The organism is Pseudomonas sp. MF09150, from assembly GCF_059862355.1.
Map to the genome: position 1 here is coordinate 207359 of NZ_JCBCUS010000002.1, position 12945 is coordinate 220303.

Genomic DNA, 12945 nt, shown 5'->3' on the forward strand with positions numbered 1-12945 from the left:
ACGCACCTCAGCCCCGGTTTCTCTCGCCTCATGCCTGCTATTACCACCGATCTGCCCGCTCTGGCTCAATCGATCAAAGACTGGGGCCGCGAGTTGGGCTTTCAACAAGTCGGCATCAGCGGCCTGGACCTGGCCGAGCACGAGCAGCACCTGCAACGCTGGCTCGAGGCTGGCTACCACGGCGAGATGGACTACATGGGCGCCCACGGCAGCAAACGCTCCCACCCCGAGGAGCTGGTGCCCGGCACCTTGCGTGTGGTTTCGCTGCGCATGGACTACCTGCCAGGCGATACGCAAATGGCCCAGCGCCTGGCGCAGCCTGCCAAAGCCTACGTTTCACGCTATGCCCTGGGCCGCGATTACCACAAATTGATTCGTAAACGCGTGCAGCAACTGGCCGAGCGCATCCAGCAAGCCATCGGCCCCTTTGGCTATCGCGCCTTTGTCGACAGCGCCCCAGTGCTGGAAAAAGCCATCGCCGAACAGGCCGGCCTGGGCTGGATCGGCAAGAACACCCTGGTCCTCAACCGCAAGGCCGGCAGCTATTTCTTCCTCAGCGAACTGTTCGTCGACCTGCCGCTGCCCGTGGACCAGCCCCACGCCAGCGAGCACTGCGGACGCTGCACCGCCTGCCTCGATATCTGTCCGACCCAGGCGTTTGTCGGCCCCTATGTGCTGGATGCGCGGCGTTGCATTTCCTACCTGACCATCGAACTCAAAAGCGCCATCCCCGAAGAATTGCGCGCGCTGATCGGCAATCGGGTGTTCGGCTGCGATGACTGCCAGATCGTCTGCCCCTGGAACCGCTTCGCTCGCCCGTCGGGAGAAAACGACTTCAAGCCGCGACACAACCTGGATAACGCCGAACTGGCCGAGCTGTTCATGTGGGATGAGGAGCGTTTCCTCAGCAGCACCGAGGGCTCGCCCCTGCGGCGCGCCGGGTATGAGCGCTGGCTGCGCAATCTGGCGGTCGGCCTGGGCAATGCGCCCTCGAGCATTCCGGTGCTGGAAGCGCTCAAGGCGCGGCGGGACTATCCATCAGAACTGGTGCAGGAACACGTGGAGTGGGCGCTGGCGCAACACGCCAAGCGTCACTCGGCGTCGTTGTAGACGAACTTGGGCATTTCCCAGTGAAAGCGGATCGCCAGCAGGCGCAGTAGAAAGCCGCCGAACAGGGTGACCAGGATCGCCTGCTCGCTGGGCAGTTGCAGATAGATGCAGAGCATGTAGCACCAGGCCGCGGCGAACGAGACGCTGGCGTACAGCTCGCGGCGGAAGATCAGCGGAATATCGTTGCAGAAGATATCCCGCAAAATCCCGCCGAACACCCCGGTAATCACCCCGCTGACCGAGGCCACCAACATGCCGTGGCCCATTTCCAGGGCGGTCATGCAGCCGATCAGGGTAAACGCCACCAGGCCCACGGCGTCGAGCACCAGAAACAGCGAACGCAGGTGGCGCATCAGCGGTGCGATAAAGATCGTCACCAGGGCCGCCACCGAGGTCAGCACCAAGTATTCCGGGTGTTTGACCCAGGTCAGCGGGTAGTGGCCGAGCAATACATCACGCACCGAACCGCCACCCAGGGCCGTGACGCAGGCGATCAGCACCACGCCGAACCAGTCCATGCCGCGGCGCCCCGCGGACAGGGCGCCAGTCATTGCTTCAGCGGTAATGGCGATCAGGTAGAGCATCAGCAGCATGATGGCGGTCCTTGCAGGAAGGCGCGCAGTCTACTCAGTTGGCACGGGCACCAAAAGAGGGCGAGGCCGTGAAATAGCCCTGGACGACCAGGCCGGCCTGCCCGACATCAGAACTTGATGAAGTGTTTGCGGTAATGCTGCAGCTCGGCGATGGACTCACGGATGTCGTCCAGGGCCAGGTGGGTGCTGCCTTTCTTGAAGCTGTCGCGCACGTCCGGCGCCCAGCGCGCGGCCAGTTCCTTGAGGGTCGACACGTCAAGGTTGCGGTAGTGGAAGAAGCTTTCCAGGGATTTCATGTGGGTATAAAGGAAGCGGCGATCCTGGCAGATGCTGTTGCCACAGATCGGCGACTTACCCCGAGGCACCCACTGCTCCAGGAAGGCGATAGTTTCGGCTTCGGCCTCGGCCATGCTGATGCGACTCTCGCGGACCCGTTGCGTCAGGCCCGAGCCACCGTGGGTGCGGGTGTTCCACTCGTCCATGCCGGCCAGGACTTCATCACTGTGATGGATGGCGATGACCGGACCTTCGGCCAAGGTATTGAGGTTGCTGTCGGTGACGATGGTGGCCATCTCGATGATGACGTCGGTGTCAGGGTTCAGACCGGTCATTTCCAGATCGATCCAAATCAGATTCTGTGGGTTTTGCATGGGTGGGCTCCTCGGCGTAGTTGCGCAGTTTAGCCTAGAGGGCCTCCTCGGCGTGCTAAACTCGCCGCCGTTTTACCTATCCTGCTGCATTATCAACACGGAACACCCATGGCCAAACGCCAGCTCAACCGTCGCCAAAACTGGCGCATCGAAAAGATTCAAGGCGAGCGCGCCGCCCGCGCCGCCAAGCGTGAATCATCCGCCGTGGACGCGCTTGAGGGAGGCGACCTGGGCCCCGAGCAGACCGGCCTGGTGATCGCCCACTTCGGCGTTCAGGTCGAAGTCGAAGCTCGCGAAGGCGAATTGGCCGGCCAGGTATTCCGCTGCCACTTGCGCGCCAACCTGCCAGCATTGGTAACGGGCGACCAGGTGGTGTGGCGTGCCGGCAACCAGGGCATCGGCGTGATCGTCGCCCAATTGCCACGCAACACCGAGCTGTGCCGCCCGGACAGCCGCGGCCAGCTCAAGCCGGTGGCAGCCAACGTCGACATGATCGTGATTGTCTTCGCCCCGCTGCCCGAACCCCATGCCAACCTGATCGACCGCTACCTGGTCGCCGCCGAACACGCCGGCATCCGACCGTTGCTGCTGCTGAACAAGGCCGACTTGATCGACGAGCAGAATGCTCCGGCACTCAATGCCCTGCTGGCGGTGTATCGCCAGTTGGGTTACCCGCTGCTGGAAGTCTCGGCGCACCACGGCGATGGCATGGAGCAATTGCAGGCCCAACTGGACGGGCGCATCAGCGTATTCGTCGGCCAATCCGGTGTCGGCAAATCCTCGCTGGTGAACAGCTTGCTGCCGGAAGTCGAAACCCGCGTCGGCCCGCTGTCCGAGCTGTCCGGCCAGGGCACTCACACCACCACCACCGCGCGACTGTTCCACTTCCCGGGTGGCGGCGAATTGATCGACTCCCCGGGCATTCGCGAATTCGGCCTGGGCCACGTCAGCCGCGCCGATGTCGAAGCCGGGTTTATCGAGTTCAACGACCTGCTGGGCACCTGCCGCTTCCGCGATTGCAAACATGATCGCGAACCCGGTTGCGCCCTGCTCAAGGCCCTTGAAGATGGCCGCGTGCAGCAGCAACGGATGAACAGCTACCGCTCGATCATCGCCAGCCTGCCGGAAACCAGCTACTGACCTGTCGTACCCCGCACTGACAAAAAGGCCGCGATCATCGCGGCCTTTTTTGTGGGTTACTTCGGCGCTGCGGGCGCAGACGCTGGCGGTGGCGCCGCAGGTGGCGTGGCCGGTGCCGGTGCGGTCGAAGGCTGGCCAGACTTGCCGGGCTCATCCATCTTCAACACCCCATCCTCGAAGATATTCAGGCGCTGCCGGACTTCATGTGCCGGCAGCGGATCGGCGCCTGGCGGCAAGGCATTCGGATCAGCCGCAGCCCCCGGCACTTCGCCCGGCGCACCCTGCCCCTGAGTCGGCACATCGGCCGGCAGTTGCTCACCCTCGATGGCACGCTGTGCCTTCTTGGTCAGGACCACGATATCGATCCGCCGGTTGACCGGGTTGAACGGGTCCTTGCGATCGAACAGCGACGACGAGGCATACCCCACCACCCGTGCCACCTGGGAGTCGGGATAGCTGCCCGCGACCAGGGCGCGGCGTGCGGCGTTGGCACGGTTGGCCGAAAGCTCCCAGTTGCCAAAGTCACCGGCGCCCGAGTACGGCTTGGCATCGGTGTGGCCGCTGATGCTGATCTTGTTCGGCACCGCTTTGATGGTGTCGGCCATGGCCAGCAGGATGTCTTCGAAATACGGTTTCAGACGCGCGCTACCCGAGTCGAACATCGGCCGGTTCTCGGCGTCCATGATCTGGATGCGCAAGCCGTCCTGGGTGATTTCGAACAGGATCTGGTCCTTGAATTTCTGCAGCTGCGGGTTCTCTTCAACCTTGTTCTGCAGCTCCTGCAACAACAGTTCGAGACGTTCGCGCTCGACCTGCTCGGCCATGCCCTCGACCTGTTCGGAGTCGACCGTCACCTTGTCCGGCTGTGGCTGGGACTTCACCTCGGGGTTGAGGGTGGTGTCCGGCGCCAGCTCAGGCGAACCGCCCAAGTCGATGATGTAGGGTGTGCCGCTTTCGGAGAAGCCGATCGGGTCTTTGAAGTAACCGGCGATGGCGATCTTCTGTTCCGGGGTGGCGGTGGACAACAACCACAGCACCAGGAAGAACGCCATCATCGCCGTGGCGAAGTCGGCGAAGGCGATTTTCCAGGCGCCCCCGTGGTGTCCGCCAGCGAAGCGCTTGACGCGCTTGATGATAATCGGCTGGTTATTTTCCATGACTTAGCGACCGCGAACCGCTTGTTCCAGCTCGGCAAAGCTTGGACGGTGCGCCGGGTACAGCACCTTGCGCCCGAACTCCACAGCCAGCGATGGCGGCATGCCGGATGCGGAAGCGACCAGGGCCGCCTTGATGGCTTCGTAGACGTTCAGTTCTTCCTTGGCATCGTGGGCCAGGGAGGTGGCCAGCGGGCCGAAGAAGCCGTACGCCGCGAGAATACCGAAGAAGGTACCCACCAACGCCGCACCTACGTGCAGGCCGATGGACTTCTGGTCGCCCTCACCCAGGGAAGCCATGGTCACCACGATCCCCAATACCGCGGCAACGATACCGAAGCCGGGCATGGCGTCGGCGATGCCGGTCACCGCATGGGAAGGGTGCTCGAGGTCTTCCTTCATGCTGAACAGCTCCATGTCGAACAGACCTTCAAGCTCGTGGGGAGCCATGTTGCCGGAGGACATGATGCGCAGGTAGTCACAGATATAAGCGGTCATGCGGGCATCTTTGAGCACCGCCGGGTACTTGGCGAAAATCGGGCTGGCGGCGGCGTCCTCGATATCTCCCTCGATCGCCATCATGCCTTCGCGGCGGCTCTTGTTGAGGATCTCGTACACCAGGCCCAGCACTTCCAGATAGAACGTGTGGGTGAAGCGCGAACTGAACATCCCCAGGGATTTCTTGATGACGTGCATCGTCATATAGCCGGGGTTGGCCTGCAGGAATGCGCCAAAGGCCGCGCCGCCGATGATCAGCACTTCGAAAGGCTGGATCAGGGCTGCGATTTTGCCGTGTGAGAGCACGTATCCGCCGAGCACGCTCGCGAATACGACGATGATGCCGATAATTTTAGCCATAGGTAGGAGAGTACTTATTGAGTCGGGTTCAAGGTCATATTCGGAAGTTCTTAAAACTCTTCTTCTACTTATCGGCAAAACTGCGCCAGACTATAGCCAGTTAAGGCGAAAAGCCAGTTTGGCCCGCTCTGGGCGTGTTTACAGCAGACGATGATTGCGCCCAGCCATGTCTAATGAAACGACAGTCCCAACTCCCCGACCGACGACCCTCAGCGGCTGGATAAAGCTCCTGGACGGGGTGCCGTTGCCGGTGCCGCAAGTCAGCCACGATAAAGTCTGTCGAGCCATCGCCGACAGCCGCAGTTCGTTGCGCGATATCGCCGACCTGATGCAGAACAGCCCAGCGCTGGCCTTGAGCATCATCCGCGAGGCCAATCGGCATACCCACGGCAGCATGAGCGAGCCTGCGGAAAACCTTGAGGTCGCCCTCAACCGCCTGGGCCTCAAGCGCACCGAAGAACTGCTCGCTCGCCTGCCAGCGCTGCCGGAAGGGCAGATCCCGCCGGTCCTGCGCCAACTGCAACTGATCAGCCAGCACGCCAGCCAGCAGGCCAATGGTTTTTTCGCCAGCCGCCTGGCCCGCCTCTGGCAGGACATCCACTGGGGCAGTCTGCTGTTTCTATCGCCACTGTGGCCCCTGGCCCTGGCCCAGCCGAAGCTGCTGGAAGAGTGGGAACTGCGAGTTATCCACAAGCATGAATCGGCGCACAAGGTCGAGCTGGAGTTGTTCGGCGTCAGGTTGCTGGAGATATGCCAGGCACTGGTGGAGGTCTGGCACCTGCCGATCTGGGTCCAACAGGGCTATCGCCTGTTGATCAGCGAGCGCCGGCTGCTGGTCAAGGTCCTGCACATTGCCCGCGACAGCGAACATCCACTGCATCAGCAACAACGCCTGGATGCCGACCCCGACCTGCGTCGCTGGCTGAACCAGCCGGCCAACAGCGTGTTGCTGGCCAACGGCCTGGCACTTTCGGCGCAATACGCCTGGGACAGTACCCACTGCCTGCGCTGGCAGCACCTGACCAGCCTTTATTTGCAAATGCCCATGGACAACCTGCAACAGCAGTTGCACCAGCAGGCGGTGATCAGCGCGCGCAACGACGCGGCGCCCGGTCTCTGGCACCCTGCCGAGGCCTTGCTCTGGCCGTGGGATGCACGGCGCCTGCCCAAGGGTTTGCTGCCGGCCCCGGCACCGACTGCCGAAGCGCTGGGACACTGGCGCGAACAATGTGCACAACTGCTGGTCGAACCGAGCGCCTTTCGCAATGCGCTGCACCTCACCAGCGCCGCCTGCGATGCGCTGGTGGCCTGTGGCATGCGCCGGGTGATGCTGCTGATGGTCGATCGCGGCCTGGCCAATCTGCGGGCACAACAAATTGCCGGCCTGCCTGCGGAGTCGGCGAACCTGACCCTGCGCGTCAGCCAGAGCAACGTGCTGCAACGCCTGGTGACCAAATCGGCTCAGGTGCGCCTGAACCCGGACAACAACGCGCAATTCTCGGCCCTGCTGCCGCCGCAGTTGCGCGGCCTGTTCCGTGGCGAGCACCTGCTGCTGCGCTCGCTCTCGAGCAACGGCCGCGTGGTGATGCTGATCGCCGCCGACCAGGGCGGCGGGCCGTTCTCGGAAATCAGCGTCCAGGCCTTTGGCAAAACTGCGCAATGTATTGAAAAAGCCCTTCACAGCTTTACCAACCGCAGCCAATGACGCTTGCGCTACAATCCTCCCCTTTGTGCTCTGGAGACCTCACATGTCTGACTTCTCTGGCTTTCCGCTGGTTATCGAGCCGAGCGACTTGCTCGACCGCCTCGAATCCCGCGAACTGATCCTGGTCGACCTGACCAGCGCCGCTCGTTATGCCACCGGCCATATTCCCGGCGCCCACTTTGTCGACCCCAAGCGCACCCAGCTCGGCCAGCCTCCCGCACCGGGCCTGCTGCCGACCCAAGGCGCGCTTGAAGCGCTGTTCGGCGAACTGGGGCACAACCCCAACGCGGTCTATGTGGTCTACGACGATGAAGGCGGCGGCTGGGCCGGGCGTTTCATCTGGCTGCTCGATGTCATCGGCCACACCCGGTATCACTACCTCGATGGCGGCCTGCTGTCCTGGCTGGCGCAAGGCCTGCCGGTGTCCACTGCTGTGCCGGCGGCCGCTGGCGGCCCGGTCGCCCTGACCCTGCACGACGAACCCACTGCCACCCGCGAGTACCTGCAAAGCCGCCTCGGCGCTGCCGACCTGGCGATCTGGGATGCCCGTGGACCGCTGGAGTACTCGGGCGAAAAAGTCCTGGCAGCCAAAGGCGGCCACATCCCCGGCGCTGTGAATTTCGAGTGGACCGCCGGCATGGACCAGACGCGCAACCTGCGCATCCGCTCCGACATGCCGCAGATCCTCGAAAACCTCGGCATCAGCAAAGACAAAGAAATCATCACCCACTGCCAGACCCACCACCGCTCTGGCTTCACCTACCTGGTGGCCAAGGCGCTCGGTTATCCGCGGGTCAAGGGCTATGCCGGTTCCTGGGGCGAATGGGGCAACCACCCCGACACGCCTGTAGAGATTTAAGGTTTTTAAGGACAGTTAATGAAAAAGCGTTTGTTTATCCTCAGCCAGTACCTGCTGCCTCACCACCTGCTGTCGCGCCTGGCCGGCTGCATTGCCGAGTGCCGCGTGCGCTGGTTCAAGAATGCCTTCACTGCCTGGTTCGCCAAGCGTTATCAAGTGGACATGTCCCAGGCCCTGGTGGAAGACCTGAGTGCCTACGAGCACTTCAACGCCTTCTTCACCCGCGCCCTGAAAGACGGCGCCCGCCCGCTGGACCAAACCCCGGGCGCCATCCTCAGCCCGGCCGACGGTGCCGTCAGCCAGCTCGGCCCGATTGAACATGGCCGGGTGTTCCAGGCCAAAGGCCACAGCTACAGCGTGCTCGAACTGCTGGGCGGGGATGCTGCCGTTGCCGCGCCGTTCATGGGCGGCGACTTCGCCACCATCTACCTGTCGCCTAAGGACTACCACCGCGTGCACATGCCGCTGGCCGGCACCCTGCGTGAAATGGTCTACGTGCCGGGCCGGATTTTCTCGGTTAACCAGACCACTGCCGAAAACGTCCCGGAGCTGTTTGCCCGCAACGAACGCGTGGTGTGCCTGTTCGATACCGAACGCGGCCCAATGGCCGTGGTGCTGGTGGGGGCGATGATTGTCGCTTCGATCGAAACCGTCTGGGCCGGCCTGGTAACGCCACCTAAGCGCGAGCTGAAAACCGTGCGTTACGACGAAGCCGCGCGTGCGCCGATCCACCTGGAAAAAGGCGCCGAGCTGGGCCGCTTCAAACTGGGATCGACCGCCATCGTGCTGTTCGGCCCGGATCAGGTGCAGTGGGCGCAGGAGTTGGTCGCCGGCTCGCCGGTGCAGATGGGCCAGGGCCTAGGCTTGCCAAAAGCCTGAAGCCATTCCCGGACGCAAAAAAACGCCGCTGATCAGCGGCGTTTTTTATGGGGGGTTAGCTGAGCAAAACAGCACACCTGGCCCTTAGAGCTGGCCGTCGCGATCACGGAAGCCCAGCAGGTACAGCACACCGTCCAGGCCCAGGGTGGAAATCGCCTGCTTGGCCGATTGCTTGACCAGCGGTTTGGCGCGAAACGCCACGCCCAACCCGGCAATCGCCAGCATCGGCAAATCGTTGGCGCCGTCACCCACGGCAATGGTCTGCTCCAGGCGCAAGCCTTCCTTGTGCGCCAGTTCGCGCAGCAGATCAGCCTTGCGCTGGGCATCGACAATCGGCTCGACCGCCACACCCGTCACCTTGCCATCTACCACTTCCAGCTCGTTGGCAAACACGTAGTCGATACCCAGCTTGGCCTGCAGTTGCTTGGCGAAGTAGGTGAAACCGCCCGAGAGGATCGCGGTTTTGTAGCCCAGGCGCTTGAGCTCGGCAAACAGCGTCTCGGCGCCTTCGGTCAGGCGCAGTGATGCACCTATGGAATCAAGCACGCCGACGTCCAGCCCCTTGAGCAACGCCAGGCGCTCCTTGAAGCTGGCGCGAAAATCCAGCTCGCCGGCCATGGCCCGCTCGGTGATTTCGGCAACACGGTCACCCACGCCTGCGGCCTTGGCCAATTCGTCGATGACTTCGGCCTCGATCAGCGTCGAGTCCATGTCGAATACCGCCAGGCGGCGATTGCGGCGGAACAGCGAGTCTTCCTGAAAGGCGATATCGACGTTCAATTCCTGGGCGACGCTCAGGAACTCGGCGCGCAATGCCTGGGGATCGGCGGCTTCACCGCGCACCGAGAACTCGATGCAGCCTTTGCCTTGATCGGCCGGGGTGTCGAGGGGCATGCGCCCCGACAGACGGTCGATATGGTCGATGTTCAGGCCGTATTTGGCGGTGATCGAACTCACTCGCTGCAACTGCTCGGCCGTCACCTTGCGGGTCAGCAGGGTCACAATATGGCGTTTCTTGCCCTGACCGCCGACCCACTGCTGGTAATCCTCTTCGGAAACCGGGGTGAAACGTACCTGTTGGTCCAGCTTGTAAGCGGTGAACAGAATGTCCTTGAGCACCGAGGACGCTTGTTCGGTGCTCGGGATTTCAACCAGGATGCCGAACGACAAGGTGTCGTGGATCACCGCCTGACCGATGTCGAGAATATTCACACCACCCTGGGCCAGAACGCCGGTAATGGCTGCAGTGAGACCGGGACGATCTTCACCGGTGATGTTTATCAGGACGATTTCGCGCAAGGCGCACCCCCGCAGGTGGAAAAAAACCGCATTCTACCCACATTCAGTGACCATCGGGCACAGCCAGCGCTTTGCCGGCCTAGGGCCTGTCGCTATACTGCGCGTCAACTTCACGGACAAAAGAGCCGAGCTCAGTGAACCGGCCCACGCCTGTTAAAACCGATAATTTCTTTCTGCTGATCTTCCGTGCACTGCGCCACCGCCGTGTACCGATTGCATTGCGCATTGCCAGCCATAACGTGATCCTGGTCGCCCTGGCCCTGGTGATCTACGCCTGCGTGATGGGCCTGCAATTCAAGCAAGCCATGCATGAACAAGCCGATGCCCTGGGCCAGAGCCTGACCACCCAGACCGCCACTTCGGCGACCGAGCTGCTGGTGTCCAACGACATCCTCAGCCTCAATGTGCTGCTCAACAACCTGACCAAAAATCCGCTGGTGGCCCACGCGGCCATCTACAGCGTCGATAACCGGATCCTCGCCGAAGCCGGCCAACGCCCGAAAAGCAGCCTGTTGGGCGAGACCGAAGGCGTCTACCAGACCAAGATCACCTTCCAGGACGTGACCGCCGGCAACCTGCGGATCAGCCTGGACATGGCGCAGTTCCAGCAGCCGATGACCATCAGCCTGCAAAGCATGGGCATCCTCAGCGCGATCCTGCTGGCCCTGGCTCTGGCTCTGAGCCTGCGCCTGGGACGTCACATCTCGACCCCCCTGATGCAATTGCGGGTCTGGCTGCGTGACATGGACGAACACACCCCGGCTACCCAGCGCCAGGATGAAATCGGCGACCTGGCGCGCCAGCTCCATGCCCGCCTGGCACCGGAGAAACCGCAGCCGGCACCCGAACCCGAGGCCGATTACGACGACGAGGATTACGACGAACCGCAGGACCGCGAGCCGGCCTTCGAGATGCGTAACTTGCGCGACCCTAGTTTTGATGAAAGCGCCCCGGTCGCCGGCCTCAAGCCTGCGCCGCGGCGGCTGGTCAGCGCTGAAGAAGACGAACTGGACGAAGAAGACCCGTTCGCCGACCTGCGCGATCACACCACACCCACCGCCCCCAAGCCGCTGGCACGGACGGTAACGCCCGCGCAACCGCAGCACAGTGCGGTGCTGGCGGTACAACTCGGCGCCCAGGATCAACTGCGTCGCCTGCCCCGTGCTCGACTGACGGAGCTGCTGGAACGCTATCGCGACTGCCTCGACCAGGCTGCGTCGCTCTACCAGAGCGAGCTGCATACCCTGAACGACGGCAGCACCCTTATGCTGTTCCACAGTGAAGACAGTGGTGACGACTACCTGACCAACGCCATCTGCTGTGGCGAACTGCTGCGCGCCCTGGGCCATGCCTTGCAGATCGAAGTCGCGGACAGCGGCATCACCCTGCAATTGCAACTGGGCCTGACTCTGGGTGACGAGCTGTTTGGCCTGAGCCAGATCGACCTGCTGCTGACCGAAACCGCACAGGATGCCCTGGCGCTGTCCCAGCACAGCCGCAATCTGCTGCTGGTGGAACGCAAGATCAGTGATGACGCGCTGATCCGCCAACGCGCACGCATTCGCCCAATCGCCAGCCCGGAAGGCGCCTGCTGCGTCGAACGCCTGATGGAACCCTACCCATCGATGCTGGAGCGCCAGCTGGCACGCATGCACGAGACACGGGCCAAGCTTTAAGCCTGGTCCCGCCCATAAAAAGCCCGCTGTGTAGCGGGCTTTTTTGTGGCTGAACAACGCGCCTGTCGAGTAACGGCGCCTTCCACCGCTATCGCGGCAGCAGCCTTCAAGCGCCCGAACCTGCCAGCTCGCTGCCAACGGCAATGGGCAAAGGCTTACCCCAGAAACAACAAAGCCCGCTTCAGAGCGGGCTTTGTCTTGGGGGCCAACAACCTAGAACCTGAACACTTCCATATCCGTACGGATAGGAGTAGCCATAGGGATCTTTGGCTGCTTCTCCTGCTCGACAGGCTTGGCCGCAGGGGCCGGAGCGGCCTTGCGTGGCACCTCAGCCACCACAGGCTGGTTGGCCAGCGGCTTCAGCGCGCCCGACAGTTGCTCGGCCAGACGCTGCAGCAATACGCCCTGGGCCTGGACCTGGGAGGCCGTAGTGCCCGCGTGCTGCTCCTGCAAGTGCACGATGCGGTTATCACGCACCTGGCCACGACGGTCGATCAGGCGCCATTGCGCATCCAGTACCGCCGGCTGCGATTTACCGGAATCCAGGCGGGTGATCGACAGCAGCACCTGCACATCCGGGGTAAACCCGCTGGTCGCCGGCGCCAGTACTACGCGCTGGCTGTCCAGGTGACCTGCCACCTGGCGCAATAGCAGTTGGCCAATATCGGAGGACAGGCTACCCGCCCAACGACCATCGGTCGAAGCTTGCAAACTGCCATCATCCTGGCGTTGCAGCAGGGTTTCACGTTGCAGGTAATCGGCGATCAACACCGGACCCAGCACCACCGACATGCCGGCATTGGCCGGCTGAGCTGGACTTCCGCTGTCCAGCTGATACAGCGACACCGGTTGGTGTACGCTGCAACCCGCCAGGCCAAGAACGCCAGCGAGCAAAAAAACCAAAGGAAGGCGCAGAGCAGTCATCATCCCATCCAGGTGGCGGCCACAAGGCTAGCCACAGTGTAAATACTCAAAAAAACTCTAAATAACGCTCAGCTACGCCGGCGCTTGAAAGCGCATAT

General features: G+C 62.6%; 12 protein-coding genes. 6 read left to right on the forward strand and 6 right to left on the reverse strand.

Annotation, left to right across the window (positions count from 1 at the left end; all coding sequences use genetic code 11):
* The first annotated feature begins 30 nt into the window (after positions 1 to 30).
* A complete protein-coding gene (gene queG, locus AC19YX_RS10470; RefSeq protein ID WP_078469547.1) occupies positions 31 to 1110 on the forward strand; it encodes a tRNA epoxyqueuosine(34) reductase QueG in 1080 nt (359 codons plus the stop codon).
* On the opposite strand, the gene AC19YX_RS10475 is transcribed toward queG, so the two are convergent.
* Together AC19YX_RS10475 and orn are read right to left on the reverse strand one after the other, a co-directional pair.
* Entirely contained in the window at positions 1092 to 1706 is a 615-nt protein-coding gene (locus AC19YX_RS10475; protein WP_178102921.1) for a trimeric intracellular cation channel family protein, read from the reverse strand. The genes queG and AC19YX_RS10475 overlap by 19 nt on opposite strands.
* A 104-nt stretch (positions 1707 to 1810) precedes the next feature.
* On the reverse strand, positions 1811 to 2353 hold the full coding sequence (orn, locus tag AC19YX_RS10480; protein WP_020299445.1) for an oligoribonuclease: 543 nt from the start codon (positions 2351 to 2353) through the stop codon (positions 1811 to 1813).
* A 108-nt stretch (positions 2354 to 2461) separates the two neighbouring features.
* Here orn and rsgA point away from each other — a divergent pair, with 108 nt between their 5' ends.
* Positions 2462 to 3493, forward strand: coding sequence for a small ribosomal subunit biogenesis GTPase RsgA (rsgA, locus tag AC19YX_RS10485; protein WP_500606206.1), 1032 nt, complete (start codon positions 2462 to 2464; stop codon positions 3491 to 3493).
* 56 nt (positions 3494 to 3549) lie between these two features.
* Here the strand turns inward: rsgA and motB are convergent, their stop codons facing one another.
* Positions 3550 to 4650, reverse strand: coding sequence for a flagellar motor protein MotB (gene motB, locus AC19YX_RS10490; RefSeq protein ID WP_201129189.1), 1101 nt, complete (start codon positions 4648 to 4650; stop codon positions 3550 to 3552).
* Positions 4651 to 4653: 3 nt separating this feature from the next.
* Positions 4654 to 5505 carry a flagellar motor stator protein MotA gene (gene motA, locus AC19YX_RS10495; RefSeq protein WP_020299448.1) on the reverse strand — a complete coding sequence of 284 codons (852 nt, stop codon included), beginning with the start codon at positions 5503 to 5505 and terminating at the stop codon, positions 4654 to 4656.
* Positions 5506 to 5671: 166 nt separating this feature from the next.
* On the opposite strand from motA, the gene AC19YX_RS10500 reads away from it, so the two are divergent.
* The 3 genes from AC19YX_RS10500 to asd are packed head-to-tail and all read left to right on the forward strand — an operon-like array spanning position 5672 to position 8948.
* On the forward strand, positions 5672 to 7210 hold the full coding sequence (locus AC19YX_RS10500) for an HDOD domain-containing protein (RefSeq protein WP_078469544.1): 1539 nt from the start codon (positions 5672 to 5674) through the stop codon (positions 7208 to 7210).
* 43 nt (positions 7211 to 7253) lie between these two features.
* Positions 7254 to 8069, forward strand: a complete 816-nt coding sequence (locus AC19YX_RS10505) for a rhodanese-like domain-containing protein (RefSeq protein WP_500606207.1) — start codon at positions 7254 to 7256, stop codon at positions 8067 to 8069.
* A gap of 18 nt (positions 8070 to 8087) precedes the next feature.
* Positions 8088 to 8948: an archaetidylserine decarboxylase gene (asd, locus tag AC19YX_RS10510; RefSeq protein ID WP_201129187.1), complete on the forward strand. Its 861-nt coding sequence runs from the start codon at positions 8088 to 8090 to the stop codon at positions 8946 to 8948.
* Positions 8949 to 9032: 84 nt separating this feature from the next.
* On the opposite strand, the gene serB is transcribed toward asd, so the two are convergent.
* Complete coding sequence (gene serB / locus AC19YX_RS10515; protein WP_020299452.1) at positions 9033 to 10247, reverse strand: phosphoserine phosphatase SerB; 1215 nt, start codon at positions 10245 to 10247, stop codon at positions 9033 to 9035.
* A 134-nt stretch (positions 10248 to 10381) separates the two neighbouring features.
* Here serB and AC19YX_RS10520 point away from each other — a divergent pair, with 134 nt between their 5' ends.
* Positions 10382 to 11923, forward strand: a complete 1542-nt coding sequence (locus AC19YX_RS10520; RefSeq protein WP_500606208.1) for an AhpA/YtjB family protein — start codon at positions 10382 to 10384, stop codon at positions 11921 to 11923.
* Between the two features lie 213 nt (positions 11924 to 12136).
* On the opposite strand, the gene AC19YX_RS10525 is transcribed toward AC19YX_RS10520, so the two are convergent.
* Complete coding sequence (locus AC19YX_RS10525) at positions 12137 to 12847, reverse strand: PqiC family protein (RefSeq protein ID WP_020299454.1); 711 nt, start codon at positions 12845 to 12847, stop codon at positions 12137 to 12139.
* Positions 12848 to 12945 lie beyond the last annotated feature (98 nt).

Coding starts and splice junctions, on each gene's coding strand:
- queG (WP_078469547.1), top strand. CDS start 31: ATGCCTGCTATTACCACCGATCTGCCCGCTCTGGCTCAATCGATCAAA.
- motB (WP_201129189.1), bottom strand. CDS start 4,650: ATGGAAAATAACCAGCCGATTATCATCAAGCGCGTCAAGCGCTTCGCT.
- AC19YX_RS10525 (WP_020299454.1), bottom strand. CDS start 12,847: ATGACTGCTCTGCGCCTTCCTTTGGTTTTTTTGCTCGCTGGCGTTCTT.
- orn (WP_020299445.1), bottom strand. CDS start 2,353: ATGCAAAACCCACAGAATCTGATTTGGATCGATCTGGAAATGACCGGT.
- AC19YX_RS10500 (WP_078469544.1), top strand. CDS start 5,672: ATGTCTAATGAAACGACAGTCCCAACTCCCCGACCGACGACCCTCAGC.
- rsgA (WP_500606206.1), top strand. CDS start 2,462: ATGGCCAAACGCCAGCTCAACCGTCGCCAAAACTGGCGCATCGAAAAG.
- motA (WP_020299448.1), bottom strand. CDS start 5,505: ATGGCTAAAATTATCGGCATCATCGTCGTATTCGCGAGCGTGCTCGGC.
- asd (WP_201129187.1), top strand. CDS start 8,088: ATGAAAAAGCGTTTGTTTATCCTCAGCCAGTACCTGCTGCCTCACCAC.
- AC19YX_RS10505 (WP_500606207.1), top strand. CDS start 7,254: ATGTCTGACTTCTCTGGCTTTCCGCTGGTTATCGAGCCGAGCGACTTG.